The 21,687-nt window shown below is 61.4% G+C and carries 18 protein-coding genes and 1 pseudogene; 8 read left to right on the top strand and 11 right to left on the bottom strand.

Annotated elements, in window-relative coordinates:
- Nucleotides 1–108: 108 nt before the first annotated feature.
- Nucleotides 109–1,464: a Rieske 2Fe-2S domain-containing protein gene (locus tag JQ641_RS13410; protein WP_211996442.1), complete on the top strand. Its 1,356-nt coding sequence runs from the start codon at nt 109–111 to the stop codon at nt 1,462–1,464.
- Nucleotides 1,465–1,549: 85 nt separating this feature from the next.
- Nucleotides 1,550–2,524, top strand: a complete 975-nt coding sequence (locus tag JQ641_RS13405; RefSeq protein WP_211996441.1) for an ABC transporter substrate-binding protein — start codon at nt 1,550–1,552, stop codon at nt 2,522–2,524.
- Between the two features lie 34 nt (nt 2,525–2,558).
- On the opposite strand, the gene JQ641_RS13400 is transcribed toward JQ641_RS13405, so the two are convergent.
- From JQ641_RS13400 to JQ641_RS13375, 6 genes are read right to left on the bottom strand one after another with little or no spacing between them, the layout of a single operon-like run.
- The gene (locus JQ641_RS13400; RefSeq protein ID WP_211996440.1) at nt 2,559–3,677 is read right to left on the bottom strand and encodes an ABC transporter ATP-binding protein; all 1,119 of its coding nucleotides are present in this window, start codon (nt 3,675–3,677) and stop codon (nt 2,559–2,561) included.
- A 17-nt stretch (nt 3,678–3,694) separates the two neighbouring features.
- A complete protein-coding gene (locus JQ641_RS13395) occupies nt 3,695–5,437 on the bottom strand; it encodes an ABC transporter permease (RefSeq protein WP_349628556.1) in 1,743 nt (580 codons plus the stop codon).
- A 33-nt stretch (nt 5,438–5,470) separates the two neighbouring features.
- A complete protein-coding gene (locus tag JQ641_RS13390; protein WP_211996438.1) occupies nt 5,471–6,493 on the bottom strand; it encodes an ABC transporter substrate-binding protein in 1,023 nt (340 codons plus the stop codon).
- A gap of 52 nt (nt 6,494–6,545) precedes the next feature.
- The gene (locus JQ641_RS13385; RefSeq protein ID WP_211996437.1) at nt 6,546–6,959 is read right to left on the bottom strand and encodes a Rieske (2Fe-2S) protein; all 414 of its coding nucleotides are present in this window, start codon (nt 6,957–6,959) and stop codon (nt 6,546–6,548) included.
- Nucleotides 6,959–8,062, bottom strand: a complete 1,104-nt coding sequence (locus JQ641_RS13380; protein WP_211996436.1) for an amidohydrolase family protein — start codon at nt 8,060–8,062, stop codon at nt 6,959–6,961. Before JQ641_RS13380 ends, JQ641_RS13385 begins: the two co-directional genes overlap by 1 nt.
- Nucleotides 8,059–9,186 (bottom strand): amidohydrolase family protein, encoded by a 1,128-nt coding sequence (locus tag JQ641_RS13375; RefSeq protein WP_211996435.1) that lies wholly within the window; start codon nt 9,184–9,186, stop codon nt 8,059–8,061. The genes JQ641_RS13380 and JQ641_RS13375 overlap by 4 nt, the downstream gene beginning before the upstream one ends.
- 148 nt (nt 9,187–9,334) lie before the next feature.
- Between JQ641_RS13375 and JQ641_RS13370 the strand changes: the two genes are divergently transcribed.
- Both JQ641_RS13370 and JQ641_RS13365 read left to right on the top strand, forming a co-directional pair.
- Entirely contained in the window at nt 9,335–9,838 is a 504-nt protein-coding gene (locus tag JQ641_RS13370; protein ID WP_211996434.1) for a MarR family winged helix-turn-helix transcriptional regulator, read from the top strand.
- A gap of 29 nt (nt 9,839–9,867) precedes the next feature.
- A complete protein-coding gene (locus JQ641_RS13365) occupies nt 9,868–10,581 on the top strand; it encodes a GNAT family N-acetyltransferase (protein WP_349628555.1) in 714 nt (237 codons plus the stop codon).
- A gap of 187 nt (nt 10,582–10,768) precedes the next feature.
- Here JQ641_RS13365 and JQ641_RS13360 read toward each other — a convergent pair whose 3' ends face one another.
- The 4 genes from JQ641_RS13360 to JQ641_RS13345 all read right to left on the bottom strand — a co-directional run bounded on the left by JQ641_RS13360 (nt 10,769) and on the right by JQ641_RS13345 (nt 13,931).
- Complete coding sequence (locus JQ641_RS13360) at nt 10,769–11,374, bottom strand: hypothetical protein (protein WP_211996433.1); 606 nt, start codon at nt 11,372–11,374, stop codon at nt 10,769–10,771.
- Between the two features lie 65 nt (nt 11,375–11,439).
- The gene (locus tag JQ641_RS13355) at nt 11,440–12,117 is read right to left on the bottom strand and encodes a hypothetical protein (protein WP_211996432.1); all 678 of its coding nucleotides are present in this window, start codon (nt 12,115–12,117) and stop codon (nt 11,440–11,442) included.
- Between the two features lie 117 nt (nt 12,118–12,234).
- Nucleotides 12,235–12,858 carry a hypothetical protein gene (locus JQ641_RS13350; protein ID WP_211996431.1) on the bottom strand — a complete coding sequence of 208 codons (624 nt, stop codon included), beginning with the start codon at nt 12,856–12,858 and terminating at the stop codon, nt 12,235–12,237.
- A gap of 899 nt (nt 12,859–13,757) precedes the next feature.
- Nucleotides 13,758–13,931 carry a hypothetical protein gene (locus tag JQ641_RS13345; RefSeq protein WP_211996430.1) on the bottom strand — a complete coding sequence of 58 codons (174 nt, stop codon included), beginning with the start codon at nt 13,929–13,931 and terminating at the stop codon, nt 13,758–13,760.
- 314 nt (nt 13,932–14,245) lie between these two features.
- On the opposite strand from JQ641_RS13345, the gene JQ641_RS13340 reads away from it, so the two are divergent.
- The gene (locus tag JQ641_RS13340) at nt 14,246–15,934 is read left to right on the top strand and encodes an adenylate/guanylate cyclase domain-containing protein (RefSeq protein WP_211996429.1); all 1,689 of its coding nucleotides are present in this window, start codon (nt 14,246–14,248) and stop codon (nt 15,932–15,934) included.
- Between the two features lie 60 nt (nt 15,935–15,994).
- Here the strand turns inward: JQ641_RS13340 and JQ641_RS13335 are convergent, their stop codons facing one another.
- Nucleotides 15,995–17,341, bottom strand: a complete 1,347-nt coding sequence (locus JQ641_RS13335) for an HlyD family type I secretion periplasmic adaptor subunit (RefSeq protein ID WP_211996428.1) — start codon at nt 17,339–17,341, stop codon at nt 15,995–15,997.
- Between the two features lie 213 nt (nt 17,342–17,554).
- On the opposite strand from JQ641_RS13335, the gene JQ641_RS13330 reads away from it, so the two are divergent.
- The 3 genes and pseudogenes from JQ641_RS13330 to JQ641_RS38470 form a co-directional block, all read left to right on the top strand.
- Complete coding sequence (locus JQ641_RS13330; RefSeq protein ID WP_211996427.1) at nt 17,555–19,315, top strand: type I secretion system permease/ATPase; 1,761 nt, start codon at nt 17,555–17,557, stop codon at nt 19,313–19,315.
- Nucleotides 19,316–19,349: 34 nt separating this feature from the next.
- Nucleotides 19,350–20,090, top strand: coding sequence for a hypothetical protein (locus JQ641_RS13325; protein ID WP_211996426.1), 741 nt, complete (start codon nt 19,350–19,352; stop codon nt 20,088–20,090).
- Nucleotides 20,091–20,342: 252 nt separating this feature from the next.
- Nucleotides 20,343–21,687 (top strand): annotated as a pseudogene (locus JQ641_RS38470) (hypothetical protein); the annotation flags it as partial.

Below are 21,687 nucleotides of genomic sequence, written 5' to 3'. Positions count from 1 at the left end.
ATCGTTTCATTGACGGCAGTTTAGAATACTTGCAGAATGCAATTAATCTAAAAACGCACCCGGCGTCACAAGGATGCTGCGTCGCAAGAAAAATGATGGAGGATCGATATGTCCAAGGCGACTTCCAAAGCCAAACCTTCCAAAGCAACAGATGGCGTAGACTTGACCCGGGTCGGCCCGGGAACGGTCATGGGCGAGATGATGCGGCAATACTGGATTCCCGCCGCTGCATCCTCCGAATTGACGCCCGATTGCGATCCGATGCGACTGATGCTGCTCGGTGAGCAGCTCATCGCCTTTCGAGACAGTTCGGGCCGGGTCGGCGTGCTCGACCATCAATGTCCGCATCGCTGCGCGTCGCTGTTCCTCGGCCGAAATGAGCAAAATGGTATCCGTTGCGTCTATCACGGCTGGAAATTCGACGTTGACGGGCGCTGCCTGGAAATGCCGAACGTGCCGCCGCCGCAGGACTTCAAGGAGAAGGTTCACGCGAAGAGCTACCGGGTACGCGAGCAGGCAGGACTGATCTGGGTCTATATGGGATCTCGCGCCGAGGCGCCGCCGTTGCCCATGCTCGAGGCGCTGTTCGTTCCCGAACAGGATCTGACCGTCACCCTGCTGCAGCGGGAGGCCAACTGGCTACAGGGCCTCGAAGGCGACATCGACACATCGCATTTCGGCTTCCTCCATGCCGGCCATATCAAGGCCGAAGACTTCGAGGAAGGCCACCCGGCCCGACACACCGTCGCCAACCGGGCGCCCGAATACAAGGTCGGCGAGACCGAATGGGGCACGATGTATGGTGCGTATCGGCCCGAAGCCGGCGGAAAGATGCACTGGCGCATGGCGCACTTCTGTCTGCCGTTCTGGACGCAGACGCCGAATGCCGACTTCGCCGATCATGTGGTCGCCAAGGCCTGGGTGCCGATGGATGACGCCCACACGATGCTGATTTCGATCTACGGCGGCCGGGCCAAGGGCGCGACCTACTCGTCCTCGAAGCTGAAGTCGGGAGCCGGCATACCCGGCGCCGACGGGCTCGATTATCTTCCCAACAGCACAGATTGGTTCGGCCGGTGGCGGGCGGCCCAGAACATCGGCAATGATTGGCAAATCGATCGGGCCGCACAGCGGGAGAACCGCATCTACAGCGGCATCCGCAACATCGTGATCCAGGATCAGGCGGTCACCGAGAGCATGGGACCGATCGTCGATCATACCAAGGAGCATCTTGCGCCGAGCGACATCATGATCTCGCGCACGCGACGGCGCCTCTTGACGGTGGCCCGCGCCTTCGCGAAGAGCGGCACCATCCCTCCGGGCGTCGACGACACCGAGGTATTCTGGAAGGCGCGCGCCGGATCATTCTATGCCGACGACAAGGTCGACTGGCTCGACGCCTATGAACAACAGCTGAAGACGGCGATCCGCTGGCCTGCTCCCGGCCAACAAGCCGCGGAGTAGCATCATGTCATCAGGCAACGACGAAATCGGGCGTGCGCTGATCACGCGGCGCGCCGCGCTGCTTGGGCTGGCGGCCGGCTCCGCCTTGCTGTCCGCGCCGGACCAGGCGCGGGCGGAGGATGACTGGAACAAGATCGTGGCCGCCGCCAGAAAGGAAGGCCACGTCGTGATCTATAGCGCGTTCGTGGGTCTTGCGGCCCATCAAGACCTCAAGAAGGACTTCGCGGCGAGCTTCGGCATCACGGTTGATATCCTGGAAGCACGCGCCAGCGAGGTTCGCGAGCGGCTCCGCGTCGAGCACTCGGCGGGCCGCTACGCAGCCGACGTGTCGGAGAACGGCACCACCACGACCACGCTCCAGATCAAGGAGGATAAAGTCTTCGGTCCATTCGGACCGCTGCCGGCCCTTGGCAACCTGAAGCCGGACTTTCGCAGTGACGGCATGCGGCTGCCCGTGTTCGCGATCATCTACGGCATCCTCGCCAATACGCAACTCGTCAAGCCGGCGGACGAGCCAAAGAGCTGGCTTGACCTGACCGACCCCCGCTGGAAGGGCAAGATTCTCAGCGACGACTTCCGCGCTCTCGGCGGCGGCGGAGTTTTGTTTTCGGTCCTTCAGGACCACTTCGGCCAGGACTTCCATAAGAAGCTTGCGCAGCAGGACATCAAGTTCAGCCGGGAAATACCGGCGAACGAACGGCGGGTCGCACGCGGCGAGTACCCGCTCTACATTCCCGACAGCCTGACCGCCGCGCCGACGCTCAAGGGGCTGCCGGTGAAGTTCCTTGTGCCAAAGGAGGGCTTGCCGTACGTGGGTTATGACCTCGCGCTTCTCAAGAACGCGCCTCATCCCAACGCGGCCCGCGTGCTGATGAACTACTACCTGGGCCAGAAAATGCAGCAGGCTTTTGCCAAGCTTGGTCTTTTGCCGGTGACCACCGAAGGCTTTCCCGAAGTCGATCCTGAGATCGCCGAGCTTCAGAAAAGCAAGCTGCTCGGAACGACCGATCCGGAACGCATGAACCAGATGCTCGACCTCGCCAAGCAAATCTACCGCTGACACCCGGTGTGGACGATTGTCTGCCGCGCAAGGACTATTGCGCCCTCTCCGCCTTTTCGACCACCGCCCAGGCGGCCCGCTGCGGGACCACGACAGTCACGTTGTCGCCGACCGCGTGGCTACCGAACGGCGGCGCGTCGACGTTCAGACGACCATCGTCGGTCTGCACGACGATCGACCGGATCGGCCCGCGGAAGATCGTGTGCGCGATCCGTCCGGACCACGTCAGTTCATCTGCGCCGGCTTTGGAGCCGGCCGGTGCGAGGCGCGCGTCCTCCGGCCGCGCCATGACCGTGACGGCCTGGCCGGGCTGCACCTCACTTGCCGCCTCGCATGGCCCTCGCCAGCCCCGCCCAACGACCTCCAGCCGAAAACGACGTTCGTTCACGCGCGCGCACGACTCGACGCTGGCCTCGAGCAGGTTCGGCGTTCCGAAGAAAGCCGCCACCGTCCGGTTGGCGGGGTATCGGTAGATGTCTTCAGGCGCCCCAATCTGCTGAATTCTGCCGCGGTCCATCACGACCACCCGGTCCGATAGCGCCATGGCTTCGGACTGGTCATGCGTGACGTAGAGGCTCGTCATGCCCAAGCGCTTCTGAATCGAACGAAACTCGTCGCCCATCTGCAAGCGAAGTTTGGCATCGAGGTTGCTCAGGGGCTCATCGAGCAACAGTACCTTCGGCTCGAACACCAGCGCCCGCGCGATTGCGACCCGCTGCTGTTGGCCGCCGGAGAGCGCGGGCGCCGGCCGCTGGGCAAACCCTTCCATCTCGACGAGCTGCAACGCCTTCGTGACGCGGTCGAGGATTTCGGCAGCCGGGCGGCGACGAACCCGCAGCGGATAGGCGACGTTGTCGAAGACCGTCATATGGGGCCAGATGGCGTAGGACTGGAACACCATTCCGAGCCTGCGGCGTTCGGAAGGAACGAAAATACCCCGCGTCGCGTCACTGACGATCTCGTTGCCGATACTGATACGGCCGCCCGTGTTCTGCTCGAGCCCCGCGACCATACGCAGCGTCGTCGTCTTGCCGCAGCCGGACGGCCCGAGCAGCGTGACGAACTCGCCCTCGTTCACGCGGAGATCGACAGCATCGACCGCGACGAACTGCCCGAAATTCCGGCTGACCTTCTCCAGAATGACATTCGACATGACGTTACCCGATCCATTCACAGCGCATTGATGCGGCTCTTGATAACCTTGAGCTGAACCCATCTGAACAGGATCACCATGCCCATCATGATCAGTCCGATCACGCTGACCTGTTCGGCATTGCCGTTGGCCCAGAGCTTCAGCAGCACGACGGACAGCACTTCCGAACCGACGGAATAAAGCAGTACGGAGGCACTCAGCTCGCGCATGATCCCGAAAAACAGCAGGACCCAGCCGACCGCGAAGGACGGCCAGGCCAGCGCAATCACGATACGCCCCATCGTCTGCAGCCAACTCCCGCCGTGCACACGGGAACACTCCTCAAGATCGAACGAGAGCTGGGCATAGGCGCTGGACATGATCCGCACCGAGAGCGGCGTCCCCAGGGAGATATAGGCCAGCAATAGCGCCCAGATCGTGCCGTAGATCGGGATCGCATGGGGCAGCAGGGCAAAGCCCCACAGAAAGCCGACGCCAAGAACAATCCCCGGCATCATCCACGGCAACCAGGCCATTGCGTCAATCAGACGACGCCCGCGCCACTTGGTGCGAACCGAGATGTAGGCGACCGCGCCTCCCAGCAGCATGGTCAAAGTGGCTCCGACGAAGCCCAGCATCATCGTGTTGTTGAACCCTCGCCAGAAGTCGCTGCTGCCAAAGACCGCCCTGTAATGTTCAAGCGTCAGCATGTCGCGCTGATAGAAGCCGAAGAACTTGAAGAACGATCCGATCAGGAGCTGCCCTACCGGCAGAACGACGGTTACGAAGAAGAACAGAAGGCAGAAAGCGAAGGTGACCCATCGCCATTTTCCAAGCTTCATGACCGCCGGCGAATAACCTTTGCCGGTGACGGTCTGGAAGCTGCGGCCGCGTAAAATGCGCCATTGCAGCAGCACGATCAGGAACAACAGCGCCATGATGACGAAGCTGATGGCGGTCGCGTACTGGTATTCCGGCGGCGATCGCTGATTGATCGAGTCGTAGATATCCGTGGTGATGACCCGGATGCCGGCCGGCGTCCCGAAGAACAGCGGCGATTCGAAGTTCTCGACGCCGCGAATGAAGCTCAGGATCGCAGCTCCAGTGAGCGCCGGCAACATCAGTTGCAGCGTCACGGTGCAGAACGTCCGCAACCGCGACGCGCCGCACATCCGTGCCGCCTCCTCGAGGCTCTGGTCCATCGCGCGAAACGCATCGACGATGAGCAGGAACAGGAAAGGCACGGAATACTGCATCATGTGCCAGACCACACCGCCATACGAGTAGACATTGATCGGCGCGGTGCTCGATCCCGTCACCCATTGGTAGAGCTGGTTGAGCAAGCCGACCTGGGGATTGCCGAGCATGCCCCACGCCATCGCGGTGAGAATCGGCGGGATGAAGAACGGCAGCGTGATGAGCGCTTCCAGCGCGCCGCGCATTGGCGTGTCGGTCCGCGCGAGAATCCAGGCCAGCAGGACCGCCAGCACGAGCGAAGGGATTGTCTTGGCGAGCGATATACCGACCGTGTTGAGCAGCGTCACCACGCTCTGCAGCGTGAGAACCTGGAGATAGCCGTCCAGATTGAACGTACCCGCCATGCCGGGCGGGGTCGAATGCAGGCTCCCGTAGAGCAGCATCGCCAGCGGATAGACGGAGAGGAAGGTCAGAAGCACCACAAGAAGGGTGACGGCAACGACTCGCCCTGCCGAAGTCGCCTGCAGCAGTCGCCCAATCCAGGACAAGCCTGGCGTCGCAGGCATTGCCCTGAGATTGTCCACTCGATCTTCCGCTGAAATGCTCATGCCATAGATTCAGGGATAGAGCTTTTTCGCCAGCCCCATCATCGATGGCCGATCGGACAGCGTCGCGGGACCAATCAGTTTGGCGTTCACGAACGGCTGCGCCTCGGGATCGGCACGTTCGGCAGCACCTGCTGCCACCGGCAGCATCCATGCGTTGGCGTAGATCAATTGCGCCTCGACGCTGAGGAAGTGCTGGATGAACAACCGCGCGGCGTTTGGGTGCGGCGCATTCTTCAAAACCGCGAGGTCCATCCGGGCGTAGGGCGCCCCTTCCTTGGGAATAACGATCTTGACCGGGAGCCCCTTGAGATCCGATGCAAAAGCAAAGATCTGCGGGATGTAGATCGGGTATTCCCCGCGAGCCACGCGGCGGGCGTCATTGCGCATGTCCCGGCTGAAGACCGGCTTTTGCTCGGCCAGCTTCATGTTGAAGTCGGCGTCCATGTTCTTCTGCAGGATTGAAAACATCGCGTTGCCGCTGCCGAGCGGCCGCATGTCGTCGGACAAAATCTTGCCCTTCCACTTCGGATCGGTGAGATCGTCCCAGCTCTTCGGGATGTCTTCATCCTTCACCAGCCTGGTATTGATCAGGATGCCCATGGGTTGGACGAATGCCGGTACGCTGTACTCGTCGGCGCTGAACGGAGGCCGCAGGTTGGCGATGTTCGGGATCGGCGGCAGTTTTTGGATGAAATCGCCGTTCTTGAGCTGCTCCTCGATCATCGTCGAGGAGATCATTTCGGCATCGCCCAGGTAACGGCCGGCTGCCTGTTCGGTCCGGATGCGCTCGGCGAGTTCGCTCGCGCGCAGATCGAGGCTCTCGACGGAGATTCCGTACTTGGTCTCGAATGACTTCAAGACCTCCTTAAAGTATGGCGCGCCGAGCGTCATATTGTAGACGACGACCTTGCCTTCCTTCTTGGCCGCACTGACGACCGCATCCCACGCCGCGTCTTCGGCCTGCGCGGGCATGATGAGAGCGGCAAGGCACGCGATCAACGCAGCTTTGGCTATCCCTGGCTTGACCAACATTTCACTCCTCCCACGGATTGTTTTCTTTTTTCAGCCGACCGACGCGATCAGCCTAAACTTCGACGACGATATATTGCTTTTCGATCGAGACCGGGAACGTCTCCGCCCGAAGCTCGCCCTCGACCAGCGCCCCACCCGGTTCCACCTTCAGTTCGTAACTTCGAACTTTGGTGCGATCGGGTTCGCACCACGACTTCCCCGTTCTCAGATCGAATTCCCAGCCATGCCAGGGGCAACGAATCAGCTCACCCCGCCGGCTGTACTGGTAGGAGCCCGGCTCGCTGGCTTCGACGAGGCCGACGAGACGTCCCTTGCAGAGTGACGCCCCCTCATGGGGGCACCGGTTGCCGACGGCAAAAAATTCTCCGTCGACATTGAAGATGCCGATTTCGCGACCGTTCACGCTCACCAGTCTGCGCTGGCCTGGCGCTATCTCATCGACAGTTGCCACGATATGCCGCGCCATCATCCCAGTCCGTAGAAATTGCGCGAATTGCCATAAAGGAGCTGATCGCGTTGGGCTTCGCTGAGATTGGCCTTGAAGGCGTAACGCGGATCGTCGAAATCCCAGTGAGGATAATCGGTCGAAAACAACAGGCGGTCCCAGCCGATCCGATCGAACAGGTCAATTAGTTCGGCAGCGCTTCCCGGCTCCTCCATCGGCTGCGTGCTGAACCACACCTGCTCGCGAACATATTCCGAGGGCGGTCGCTTCAGATGCGGCACTTCGCTGCGCAATCGCGACCAATGCTTGTCCATTCGTGCGCTCAGCGAGGGAATCCAGCCCAGCCCACCCTCCATGATGACGACACGAAGCTTCGGAAATCGCTCGAAGACGCCTTCGAATACCAGGCTGGTCAGGACCGCCTGCATGGTCTGCGCGACGGAGTGATGTTCTTCCATGTAGTAGGATGGCCATCCGCCGCCGGTCGACGGATGGCCGTTGGTGCCACCGACATGAACCGTAATCGGCAGATTATTCCGCACCGCCGCCTCATAGATCGGCCAGTAGCGACGGCGTCCGAGAGGCTCGTCGGTTCGCGGCAGGATCAGGATCTGCGTAAAGTTCGGGTCGCCTCCCCGCGCATCGATCTCCTTCACGGCGGCTTCGGTGTCTTCCTGCGCGACAAGGACCGAGGCCCGCAATCGAGGCTCCTGTTTCACCCAGCGTTCCACCTGCCACGTATTCATCGCCCGCGTGAGCGCCGCGCCGAAGTCAAGATTCCGCTGGCTGCCCGGATTCCAGCGCAGCGGTATCAGCATCCCAACCTGAACCCCGTTTGGATCGAGATGCTGCTTCCTCATCAGTTCAAGACTCGAGCCGGGAGGGCCGCCTTCGTCCGGATAGGCATCGATCCTCGCCGCGTCCGGCGACATGCGCGGGTGCGACAGCGCCTCGGAAAAGGCGTGACGCAGATGACTGCCGTAGACGGACAGATGGTCGATCCACTGCTTCTCAAGGTAAGGATGAACCTCGGTCCACGACGTCATCGCGGGATGGATATCGCAATCGATCACCCGCAGCTTGTGTTTCGCAGATTGGCTACGATCCATCTCGATAGTGCTCATTCGGCAACCTCCAGAGCATGATCGGCCTTGGCCATTCGGGGATAGGTGGCGAGCGCGTTTTCGCTAAGGATGTTGCGGAATAATGGATCCGGCAGCCCATCCGGCAATGCGACATCGCCGTCGAACTGCCAGTGCGGATAGTCCGTCGAGAACAGGAACAGCTTGTCGGACTTAAGATGATCGGTCAGCCGCAGGATCGCTTCCCGTTCGTCCGCCGCATCGATCGGCTGCACCGTAAAGCGGACATGATTGCGAATGATCTCCGACGGCGCACGCGTTACCCACGGAACTTCCGCGCGCAGGCCCTTCCATGTCTTGTCCGCACGCCAGACGAATCCGCTGAGCCATGTCAGGCCAGACTCGATCGCGACGACCTTCAGGTTCGGAAACTTAGCGAACACGCCCTCGGAAATCATGCTCTGCAACTGGCTTTCGAAGGCGCAGGACTGAGCGATGTAGTCTTCGACATAGTAGGAGGGCCAGCCGGCAGCGGTCGGCGCGTAGCGGTATGCGCTGCCGGCGTGAATGCCGATGGCGAGCCCCAGGCGCTCCGCCAATTGGTAGATCGGCCAGAGCTGCCGCCGGCCGAGCGTCATCTCACCGGACACCAGCATCAGCACCTGGACGAAACGAAAGTCGTCGGCGCGCCGCTCGATTTCCGCGACCGCAAGCTCGGTATTGTGGGCGGCGATCGTGATGGAGGCACGCAAACGGGAATCGCGATTGAGCCATTCATCGCGAAGCCAGTCGTTGGTGGCCCGGCAAAATGCCGCTGCCATATCTTCGCTGTGAAAGACCTGGGCGCCATACAGGCAATTGAGAATGCCGTAGCGCGACTGGCAGGAATTCAGGACATGCGCCTGCATCGCTTCGAGCGAGGATCCCGGTTTTCGTCCCTGGTCGAGCGTCCAGTCGGGGCGACACGACAGCGGCGCGTTCTGGGGATAGCTGGTGAGGTTCAGGTTCAGACGGTCGAGGGCGCGCACCGAGACCATCTCGCGCCAATAGTCGTCGAGATAAGGCATGAGCGCGCTCATGCCGGGCACCGCCGGATGAAGGTCGCAGTCGATCGCACCCGCGTATCTTGTGGCCTGGCTGAGATCCGCCTGGCGATTTCCCACCATGAGCTCTCCATGTCTTGTTCTTGAGAATTCGGAGATTGCGCTTATGTTGATAGATCAATAAATGATTTGTCAAGAAACTTTGATCTCTATCTATGCGAATCGCGTAGACCTTTCTCACAAGGGATCGGACTATCAGGAGGCCTCTGGCATGCCCTCGAGCAAGGGATTGGCGGTTCAGGAGAACGCACCAAGACGTCCAGGCGTCGCCGGAATGCTGGCGCGCGACCACGTCGCGGTGCTCATGTCCACGATTGGCATGCGCCTAAGCCGAGGCGCCATGGCCTATTACCGCTCCAAGTGGAACATCAGCACCGTGGAATGGCGCCTGCTGATGACGCTCAACAGTATCGAATCTCTCAATGTGAGCGAGCTGTCCGACGCCGCCGACATCGACAAGGCGGCCGCGAGCCGTAGCCTTGCACTTCTCCAGGAGCGGAAGCTCGTTTCAGTTGAACAGACCAGGTCGCGCGGCCGGGCCGCGATAGCCAAATTGACCGCCGACGGACGCAAGTTCGCGGCAAAGCTGGCACAGGTTTCGCGCGAGCGGGAAGCGCGGCTATTCAAGGATTTTGCCATTGCCGACAAGGAGCGCTTGAACGCTCTCCTGCACCAATTGTCACGGGCCATGGATAGCGCGGACTGGGGTCATTAGCGCTCGAACATTGGGGTGTGGAGGCACGCTTGCGGCGGCCGACAGACCGCGCAGGGAAGTTTGCGCTGTCGACGGCGTTGCCGGAATCACTTGAGGTCTCGTCTCTCGCAATTGCGACTACCGGATTGTCGATTGCGACTGGACGTCGCGGTGAGACGGCCGCGAACGCCCGCAGCGATGCAGCGCACCGATCGGATTCAGGCATCAGGATGATGAGCACCGGAAAGAAAGTCGATCCAAAGGACCCAATTTGGAGAGCTGCGTCCGTAAACGACATCGACGCCGTCACCAGGCTCGCGGAAATCATTCATCCGACTCTCCCCGAGAGGCCGGACGTCTTCGCAGAGAAGCTCGCGCTATTCGCGTCGGGATGCTACGTACTTGTCCGGCATGAGGAAGTGATCGGATACGGGCTCTCGCATCCCTGGAATTTGAATTCCATTCCTCCGCTCGACTCATTTCTGAAAGGGATCCCTGGCGATGCGGATTGCCTCTACGTTCACGACGTGGCGGTCCTGCCTGAAGTCCGGGGCTACGGATCTGCAGAGCGTTATGTTGATCTGATGGTCGAATGCGCATGTAAAATCGACGTCGACTTCCTGGGTCTTGTATCCGTCTACAGTACCCAGCGCTTGTGGGCTCGATACGGTTTCGAGGTCGCGAACGGCTCCGAGCTCGATATGAAGCTTCGATCCTACGGGCCGACAGCGAAATACATGATCCGCAATCTGAAATCGCCTTAGACTTCGTCGCTCCGAATGGAGGCGCGGCGCGCGTTCCGACGCAGCCTCGCAGCGGCGGCTCCGGTACCGATTGTCATGCGACGTATCCCGCAGCCCCGCCCGCGTTGCGCAACCAGCTCTCAATCATGATGCCGCGTCGCCCTTCTCTTAGCCCGCGTTGTGCAGCTCACAATCATGTCGAGCATGGTCACCGCACGATCTCCCGCGACGACAGGATCACCCAGCCGGGTTCGGGAGAGGTGAATTCGGCCAGCGGCAGGTTGAAAAAGTCGACGAGCGCCTCGCTGCGTATCCAGACTTCAACAGATTTGACCTCGGCGTATCCGGGAGAACTGAAATCGGCTCCTTTCACCTCTGTAAGGCGGGACGCCGAACTGATCGCATACAGAAGCGTATCGCGCATATTGTTGGATATTGCCGGAAAATGGCGAAGCTCCATCACCTTTGCCTTTAACCCGAGCGAATAAGTATCGTCTTGAAACTTGTATCGGACGCGATCCCCCTCGATGTTCCAAAAGAAGAAGCCGAAAACGCAGTCGTAGCGCCGCGACTGGAAGATCATGGGGACGTCGACACGGTGAGCCGTCAGCGGCGACATCAGCAAAATTCTACGATCCTCCTCGGACGGCGGTACAAGCAGCCGATCCGGATCGATTTCAGGATCGTATCCAATGCACAGACCGGCCGGGTCATCCAGGCCGTCGCCTTGCCCACCAATATGGACGCGAAGCTTCAACGGCGGATCGATGAGGAAACCCGGTTGAACCTCGATAAAGTCGTCGCGGATGACCATGAAATATCTCTCCCGATGGCGGGTTAAAGAGAGGCCGCCCTACGCGAGCTCACCATAGCCATCCCCTATCCCTTACGCGGCAGGTCGTCGTCGCGGAGCAAAAGGCGTTCACCCGGTGATTCGAGCATGCGCTCAACGGTCGCTGAAGACAGATCTGGCACCATGTCGAACCAAAGGCGGTTCAAAAAGCTGGTGACGATGCCTTGAACCTGTGACCAACCCCGACCACCCAGGCCATAGATCCATATTTGGTCGCTCACGAACGTGCTGATGTCCTCATAAGGATTGATATCTGCCTTGACCACTTCTGCTTTCCGCCGCCGATACTCTTCGAACTTCTGGAAAAACGGCGAATCCAGCAAATTTCTCATGATGTCCTTGATCTCGGATTCCAGAAGGCGGCTGCTCGCGCTCTCGGCTTGAACGTGCCGAATACGGTCAGCGAGAAAGGCCAGCGCGTCTGCATCAGACGATATCGAGCCACCATGGAGACGCCTCGCCAGGGCTTCGGCAAGAAACAGGTTGAGTGCGGAACAAAGCCGGTCATGCAGCTGGGGGGCAAATGCTTCGCGGCTGGCAATGACCCGGTGGTACTCGTCGGGCGTTCGATCGAACGGCTTGTGCAGCCCGACACGCCGGAAGATCGCATCCAGTTTTGGATCGGCGGCAAGGTGCTTCGCCAATGCGAGGAGTTCCTCGGGCGTCGTCGGGTCGTATCGGTCACCGTCGGCTTCGTCGGACATCGCGAAATTTCCTTGCAGCGGCGTAGGCCGGGTTCTCTTTAACCCGCCATTACACGCGAGATGGCGGGTTAAAGAGAATCCGCCCTACGCAAGCTAAGCCAGCTATTGCCGATCGCGTCACGCAAACCTCCGACCCGGCCGCACCACGAGCGCCCACCAGAAACCGGCGGAACAAGTGCCGCCAATGGCGGCGGCACTCGTAAAGAAGATGAGATCGCCTGCGAGATCGGAGGTTTGGGCGGTCCCTTGCCCGATGCCGATGAACGGCGTTGAATGAAAAAGCAGTTCGGCGGCAAACAGGCTGATCAGGAAAGACACCAACCATCCTCCTGAGGGGCGTTTCATCAACCAGTACGATTTCGGCCACTCGATGCACAGGCCGATGACCATCGCGCAGGCCAGTGCGATGAAGCTGCCGACGAACCATACGGCTGAAACAAATTCCGCGATGCCAGTGAAGTCACGACGGCCGGATTGGAGAAGGCCAACTGCCGCAAACCCCACTGCAAATATCAATGGCGACACTAACCCCGTCAGCAGAATCGCAGCAAGGCCACGTCCGACGAGCGCGAGGCGTTTCATTCGTATCCCCAGCCTCTCCGGCCGAACAGCGGCGGCATGGTTCAGACCTCCGGATATTGCATACGACATGCCCGCAATTCCATCCGCCTTGGCCGCTTCCACAGTGCGCGACGGCGACGGGAAAGCGTCGATTCGTCGCCCGAGGATGAAGTTAGGCATCACACCCACGGGTTGTAAACGGGAACGCGGAGCGAGCCCTAACTTTCCGTGAATGGAGAAGAACAATCTGCTGCAGTGGGCGGAGGCAAAAAGCCCGTTACAGATCCACGAGCTTCGCCCCGGTGCCTCCCCGCCAATTGCGAAACACCAGTTGCGTCGCCTCACTTGCAAGCACAATTTTGCGCCCAGCCTGCGACAAATCAACCCGACGGGCAAATCAGTTCTGATTTACGGAATTCGTGTCAAGCCCCGGAATAAGAAATATTTCTGTTTACCAGAATGAAAATCAGGTGCATATATTGCCCATCCCGTCCTACTCAGAAGGGCGTCGGCCGTCGTCACGGACGTTGGGCGGGTTGCGGTGGACGCTTGTTTGCGCTGAGACGACGGCGTGGATTAAGCGTACGGCAAAACCGTGTGGTCCTGGCGCCCGTTGCAGGCGTCAAGCTGTCGGAGAAGCGCAAGCTGAACCGGCAGCGACGGAGTCAACCAAGAACTCGTCTCCGGGAAGATCACGGCATAAGCCGTAAAGCCATTGCGCAGGGAATGTCGGATGTTCTCCGCTGCCCTGTATGCTCGTGTGCAGCCTACTTAGCACTAACCGCACACGGGACCGCGGGTGCAGCGCGCATCCGGCATTCCCTGCGCCCTCTGTTTGCAGAGGGCGGGAAGGTTCTGGCAAAGCTCGGGCGCAATGCGCCGCGAGAACGCGAAGCTGCGTTTTGGATGATGGTGGCACAACAAACGCCGCCTTCGTCCCGGGCTTGACCCGGGACCCATAGCCACAGGAAGAAGTTTCGCGGATGGTCTCCGTTACCGCGTCTTCATCGCGAGATCACGCGGTATGGGTCCCGGCGTTCGCCGGGACGACGTGAGATGAGAGTTGGGTCATCCCCCCGTCACCGCTCCCTGCCCGCCTCGTCGAGGGCCTGCATGATCGGCGAGAGCAGATACTGGATGACCCGCTGCTGGCCGGTCTTGATCTCGGCCTGCACCGAGAGCCCGGGCCCAGCGCCTGCTTGCGGTCGCGAACGCGGATGCTGGCCTCCAGCAGGCGGCAGGTTTTCCCGCATTGCCTATCCCATCTGGCGTGGATCCCGGCCAAGGTGACGGCCTCTTCAACGACGATCCAAACGCCACGCAACGCAGAACAAGGCGGCCGTGAAGCTGCGGGCCGGTCGATGCCGGACCGCCGCCGAAGATTGAGTATGGACGACGCCGAGGCAGATGGTCCACATTATCTGTCCCGCGGGTCCTTGCCCTATGGAGAAGCGACCGTGATCTCTTCAAGTCGTATTCGTGATGCGAAACGCTTTGAAGCAAGTCGCTTTGAAGCAAGTCTTGGAGCCGACAACAGCGCTCCCAGGGGCGGAAAAGGCGTGGTGCGATGAGCTTACCGTCTCGTCGCCTGGAGCAAGCCGCTCGCCACATCGCGCTGGTTTCCGGTCTTGTTCTGTTCGTCTTCGCCGCGGCCGAGCTTTGCAATTATGCGACGGGTCTGGTGTCCCTGGAAACGATGGGCGACATCGCGGCTTGGCGAACGGCGCTTGTTCGCTCATGGCCCGGCGCCGCGCTGCTGTTCGTCGCGTTTGTCAGTCATATCGGCACTACGCTGTGGTTCGTCGCTCGCCGGGCAACGTTGCGGATGTCGCTATCGGACGCCGTCCTGACGTTCAGCGGCATCCTCGTTCCGTTGCTGCTCCTGCCCTACATCGTCGACACGCGAGGAGCGAACCTGCTTTTCGGGGTCGACGACGATTCACTCTATAAGCTCGCCAGGCTCTGGCCCGAACATGCATTCCTCTACGTCACCCTGATCGTGCTGCTATGGGGCCACGGCTGCCTGGGTCTCCACCAATGGCTCAAGTTAACGCCGAGATACGCCGCCATCGCGCCGGTTCTGTCAGTCCTGGCGTTGGCGCTGCCAATTGCAGCGGTCGCCGGACTGGTCGCTGCGGCCCGGGTTGTCGGCGTGCTGATGGCGGACGATGCGTTTGCAGCGCAGGTTCGCGCGGCGACGCGGTGGCCCTCGTCCGAGGCGGAGGATGCGCTGTGGCGATGGCGCCTGACCGCGGTGGCTGCCTATGCTACCATCCTCGTGGCGGCGGCCGGAGCCGTCATCGTGCGGTTCCTGAGGATCGTGGTCGCGCCCAAGATCGACGTCATTTATGTCAATGGCTCGACGCTGAAGGCTTCGACAGGTCCGACCCTGCTCGAGATCAGCCGCATCCACAGGGTACCGCACGCCGATGCCTGCGGAGGACGCGGCCGCTGCACGGCTTGCAGCGTACGGATCGAACAAGGCGAAGCTTCGCTGCCTCCCCGCACGGCCGCCGAGCTTGAAATGCTCGGCGCGGAAGATCCCCTCGTCCGGCTTGCGTGTCAGATCCGGCCGACGGCGGCGTTGACGGTCACCCGGCTCGCGCACACCGCTGATGCCGCCGCCACAGAGCCCGAGCTCGATTCGGCGGGAATCGAACGGCAGGTCGCAGCGCTCTGCGTCCAGTTGCAGGATCAAGCCGCCCTGATGGGTGCGCGGCAGGCTTACGACGCGATCTTCCTCCTCAACGAGTTCCTCGACATGGCCCACACCGCAATCGCAAATCACGAGGGCTGGGTTGTGCGGATGACCGGAAGTGGAATAGTTGCCGTGTTTGGCCGGGACGACTCCCCGAAGGCCGCATGCCGCGCTGCCGCCGCGGCGAGCGCCGACATCGACGTCGCGCTTGACCGCATCAACGAAAAGTTCGCCGCAGAGCTTGGCCGGCCGATCGCTGTGGCGATGGGACTGGCGTTTGGCGCGGCCTATCTCGGCCGGATTGGTGCGGGACCTTCGAAGGTGCTGACCGCGATCGGACCGGTTATCGATACCGCAAGCGGCCTCGCCGCGCTGACTGAAGCTCGTGGCAGCCAGTTGCTATCCGATTCAATTGCGCTCGAGGCCGCTGGTCTCGACCCCACGGGGTTTGAGCTGGTGTCGCTGACCGCCAAAAATGGGGAGACCCGGCAGGTATTCGCAACCGCCCATGCGCGACTGGGTGTGCCGGGCAAGCCTCCACCTGTCCCTCCCGGCTGAGACCTGGGCCGCATGCCCCGCTTCCGCAATTGCGCCGCAGCAATCCCGCCGGTCCTGCGATCACTTCTCCCGGAACGTCTTGGCGAAGGTGCTCGTCAGCGGCGCGATGAAATAGGTGAGCGCGGTACGCTCGCCGGTCGAGATCAGAATGTCGGCCTGCATGCCCGGCTGGATCTTCTTCGCGATATTTTCCGGCACGGCGCTGTAGTCAATCACGATCTTGACGGCGAAATAAGGCTGTTGCTGCTGCTGATTGCCGGTCTGATCGACGGTCGCATCGGGCGCGATGCTGACCACCTTGCCCAGGATGACCGAGACTTGCCGCGACGAGAAGTTGGCGAAGCGCACTTCGGCAGTATGACCAACCTCGACACTTTCAATATCGCTCGGTTGAACGCGTGCGGTGACCAGCAGTCCCTCACCGAGCGGAACGATTTCGGCCAGGGTTTCACCGGGCTTAACGACCGCCCCGACGCCGTGCACCTTCAGTCCGAGCACGGTGCCGCTCCGCGGCGCCCGCACATCGACCCGGGTCAGGACATCCTCGGCCATCACGATCTTTTCCCGTGCGTCCGAAATCTTGGCGCGGATGTCGTTCAGCGCGGTGGAGACTTCATCGTCGAATTTGAAGCGGGCTTGCTTGATCTGAAGTTTCGCCTCCTCGATAGCTTTGCCGAACCGCAGGATATCACTTTCGGCAAGACCGAATTCGCCTTCGACGCGGTTCGCGTCGCGTTCGAGTGCGAGATATTTATTGCGCGCATAAAAGCCCTTTGCGACCAGCGGAAACACCGTCGTCATTTCGGTTTTGTAGCTCGTCATCTGGGCCGCAAGCGAATCCCTCTGGCGCGTGCGTCCGGTGATGTCCTGCTGCTTCTGCTCGATCTGGGCGGCGAGAATGCCGATCTGGCCGTCGAGCGACTGCTTCCGCTCGCGGAATTGCCGCTCCTGGTCCCTGATCGCCATTTCGGTCTCGGCGACCTTGCGCCGTGCCAGGAGGTCGGCCGGAAACTTGATCTGGTCGGCCCGCGTCTGCTCGGCAACGAGGCGGGCTTCCTGGGCCAGATTGGCGTCGATCTGCTTGCGCAGCAGGTCGAGATTGGCCTGGGCGTTGGTGGGCTGCAGGCGCAGGAGCACGTCCCCTTCTTTCACCTGCTGGGCGTCGCGGACCAGGATTTCCCGGACGATGCCGCCTTCGAGATGCTGGACCGGCTTGTTGCTGCTCTCGACGGCCACCTGGCCTTGCGCAATGGCGGCGCGATCGAGCGGGGCGAAACCAGCCCAGACACCGAAGCCACCAAATACCAGCGCGATGGCGGCAAAGCCGAGACGGCCGTAACCGCGGTGATCATCCAGATTTTTGGCTGCGTAGAGTTGGTCTGACGCGTTGAGTGCAAGAGCGTTCATGTTGGTCCCTCCATCGCCATGATGGCGCCATCCTGCGCGATCTGGCGCCGCCCCACTGTGAGTGACATCACGCACGGTTCACCCGCGTTCCCTTGATCGAGCTCGAAAGTCCGCTTCATGGGACAAAAACCGAGGTTTTTGGCTTGGTGACACGCATCACAGTCGGCGCCGATCCCGACATGCCAAAACGTCATCCAGCCGATGGAGGACAACATGGCCGCTCAGAGCAACAAGACCCATAGCCGCTCGCCGCTCACTCAGGCCTTGAAAGCTTGCTATCCCGCGCTGGGAACGACGTTCGTCCTCAGCATGTTCATCAACGCTGCCATGCTCGCATCACCGCTGTATTCGATGCAGGTCTATGATCGTGTCCTGACCAGTCGCAATGTCAGCACCCTGGTCATGCTGACGCTGGTCGTTGGCATTTTCCTGATCCTCTACGGCATACTCGAATTCACCCGGTCAGGCGTCCTGGCGCGCGCCGGCGTTCGGTTCGAAAGCGCTCTGCGACGGCCGCTGTTTGAAACCATGATGAAGGCCGAGTTGTCGCCGCAGCACCGGATGGGTCAGCAGGTGATCCGCGACGCCGAGACGATTCGCGAATGCATCAGCGGCGGCGTCGCGGCAATCATCTGCGACGTGCCCTGGACGCCGGTCTTCGTCGTGCTCTGCTTCATGCAGCACGTCGTACTCGGCACGGTGGCGCTTGTCGGTGCGTTCGTCCTCTTCGGTCTTGCCTTGGCCACCGAATTTTACACGCGCTCCGGCGTCAACGAGGCGGGCCGGCTGGCGAACGAGGCCAACCGCTTCGCTGCGTCGGCACTGCGCAATGGCGAGGTGGTGCGCGGCCTCGGCATGGGCGATGTCGTGCTCGATCGCTGGAGCGGCGCGCAATACGCCCATATCGCAGTCCATAGCGCCGCTACCGAGCGCGGAGCGGCGCTTCACGCCCTCGTCAAGTTCGTCCGGCTCACCGTTCAGATCAGCATGCTCTGTGCCGGTGCGTGGCTCGCCATCGACAAGGAGATTTCCCCCGGCGCCATGATGGCCGCGTCGATCATCATGGGCCGCGCGCTCGCTCCGATCGAGCAGATCGTCGGCCAGTGGAAGCGCATCGTGGCCTTCCGGACCTCCTTCAATCGTCTTGAAAACCTGTTCCAGGCGCTCCCGCTTGGCGAAGCGCCGACCGCGCTGCCCACGCCCAAAGGCAATATCGAAGTCGAAAACGCGGTGATCTGGCCGCCCAATGCGTCCCGTCCGGCGGTCAAGGGGGTTTCGCTCAGCCTCAAGGCGGGAGAAAGCATAGCGATCGTCGGCGCCTCGGCGAGCGGTAAGTCTACCCTGGCTCGCGCTCTTGCCGGTGTTTGGCCGCTGCGCGATGGCACAATACGGATCGACGGCGCGGAATACGGCCAGTGGGACCAGAACGTGCTCGGCAAGCATATCGGTTACCTGCCGCAGGACATCGAACTGTTCTCCGGGACGGTGGCTGAAAACATTGCCCGTCTTGGCACGGTCGATCCCAAGGCCGTCGTCGCGGCTGCCCGGGCTGCAGGTGCGCACGAAGTAATCCTGCGCCTGCCGAACGGCTACGACACGTTGCTCGGCGAAGGCGGCGTGGCGCTGTCCGGCGGCATGCGCCAGCGGGTCGGTCTTGCCCGTGCGCTCTATGGCTGCCCGCGCCTTGTGATCCTGGACGAGCCCAACTCCAACCTCGACGAGGAAGGCGAAAAAGCGCTCGGCCGTGCGATGGCGGCGATGAAGGCAGCGGGCTGCACGGTGATCGCGGTAACCCACCGCAACCTGCTCCTGGCCCATGTCGACAAGCTGATGGTGATGTCGTTCGGACAGGTCATCGCACAAGGCCCGCGTGACGAGGTGATCGCCAGTATCCGCGGAAACAAAGTTGCGCTTGCGGCGACCACCGAACGCTCTGTGCGTAACGTCACTTCCGAGGCCCTCGCGACCGGCTAGAACCAACCCCGTCACCTACCCGGGGAGAAAAGTCATGATGAAGTTCTGGATGATTGGCGGCGCGGTCATCGCGGCATCGATTGCCGCGATGGTGTGGAACACGGCGCCGGTCCGCTCGTCGGAAAAACTGCTGAGCAAGGCGCAATCGGAATTTGCGACCAAAGCGCGAGACGCGTTGATCCAGCGCAAAACGGCACAGGCTCCGACAGTGTCGACGCCGACAGCCGCGCCGAAGTCGCTTCCCCTGCCGCCCGACCTTTTCCCGTCCCTGGAGCCGGTTGCCGCTGCGCCGATCGCGGCTCCCGAAACGTCGGTCGAAATCGGCACTCCGGAGACGCCTACAGTGACCCTGGCCTCCCTCGATACGCCGGCCGTATCGCGAGACCCCCTCTCCTCTCCGGCAACCCTGCCGGCCCCGGCCCGTCTGCCCGCGCCGGCAGTAGAAGATGTTTCGGCGGCGCGCCCTCAAATGGCATCGCTGCCCGAGGAGCCCAAGGCACCGGTATTGGCACCGGTATTGCCGAAGCGGATCGACGTGGCGCCGATGTCCGAAGTCGCGACGACCGAACCGCCGGCCGTCACCCGGACGTTCGCCGAGCCCCAGCGTCAGTTCAAGGCCGAACGCAAGACACGCCACGTCAAGCGCGAGCGCAAGACGAACGATGTCGTCTATCGCTCCGAACGCAGGGCGCCGCGATATTCAACGCCCTACAATCTCGAGACCTTGCGCGCCCGCGCACCGGAAATCGCCGCGGCAATCGCCCGGTACATGTAACAATAGAGCGTCGAACCTGTTTGGGCGGAGCAGCATTGCTCCGCCCCTTCTGTTTGAGAGTCACCTCAGCCCAAGCGAATCGCCTTGATGCGAAAGATAACGAACTGACGCGGTACTTCCTAACTTCAAAAGATCGGAAGATGCTCGACGCGCGTTATGTGTGAAAAATCACAGATGCGAATGAGCGGAGACCCCACTCTCTCCGTGCTGGGCACGCCCCCGTGGCTCGTTCGATCAAAAGGGACAATCATCATGGGCACCAATACATTCTTCAAGGACGCATTGCCAATCTCGATCAGCGGCCCGGTGGGTACAGGAACGGTGAGCCTGCTCGATCTGCTGAAGCAAACCTATGGCGAGGATGCCAGCAGGATCCAAAACGTCAGCATCTTCACGTTGGATGCCGCCGCATTGGCTGCCAGCAATTTGAGCTATTGGGATCCGAACAACAAGGTTCTCACCCACGCCGTTGCGCCCGCCGGTGTGGACCTCGGCAACATCGGCGCAGCCCACTTCAAGGACGTGCAGATCGTGATCGGCAACAACATCGCGCCGAACCTGTTTCTGACGGTGCCGGAAAGCTTCACGCCCGCCAGTGGCGACTTTGTCGGGCATAATCTCGCCATCACCGCCCTTCCGCAACAATTGGACGCACCGTTCGCCGCCGACCATATCCCGACCTCGGCCGACATCGTGTCGACCGCAAGAATGATCGCGACGGCCGAGAACGGCGTGGCCAACGCCAATGACTGCCACAACATCGCGAGCGCCATCGCGGCGTCCGCAGGCGCAACGCTCGACTCCCAGTCGGCGAACACCACTAACGTCAGCGCGAACGAGGAAAGCGGCTTTTGGCGCATCGCCTATCGCGGAAACGATGCCGCCGTCGCCGTTGACGACTGGCAAAGCAAGGTGCAGGCCGGCGATATCGTCCGCATGCAGCGGACCGACGGCGGCGTTCACACCGCCACCGTCACCGCCGGCCTCAACGCCGACGGCAACCACCCCGGTCAGATCCAGGTCGTCGACAACTCGAACGGCATCATCAGCGAACATTGGCAAGACTACGACAACAACACCGTGAGGAGCAGCGTCACGATCTACCGGCTCACGACGGACGGCGTGTATCTGAACGATCAACATACGGATGGACACAACAACACGATCCTCGGCAGCCAGTTCAACGACGCCATCACGGCCGGCGTTGGCAACGACACGCTGTCTGGCGGCAAAGGCGGCAACGACGCCCTCGACGGCGGCAACGGAGACGATACGGCTGTCTTCCACGGCAAGCAATCGGACTACAAGGTCACCCTCGTCAACGCAACGACCGCGATCTTGACCGATCAACGCGCCGGCTCGCCCGATGGCGCCGACACGATCAGGAACATCGAGCACGTCCAGTTTTCTGACGGCCCCGTGGATTTTGCCAAACTCCAGACCACAGCAGAGCCGGCGCCGGTTGCCGGTTCGGTTGCCATCAGCGATGTCATCATCACCGAAGGCAATAACGGCTCGCAGATCGAGACCTTCACGCTAACCCGCACCGGCGGCAACGCCGCCTTCGACGTCAACTTCGCGACGGCCGACGGCTCCG

It is taken from the genome of Bradyrhizobium sp. JYMT SZCCT0180, from assembly GCF_018130165.1.
GTDB lineage: Bacteria > Pseudomonadota > Alphaproteobacteria > Rhizobiales > Xanthobacteraceae > Bradyrhizobium.
This window is presented reverse-complemented; position numbering and strand designations above follow the sequence as displayed.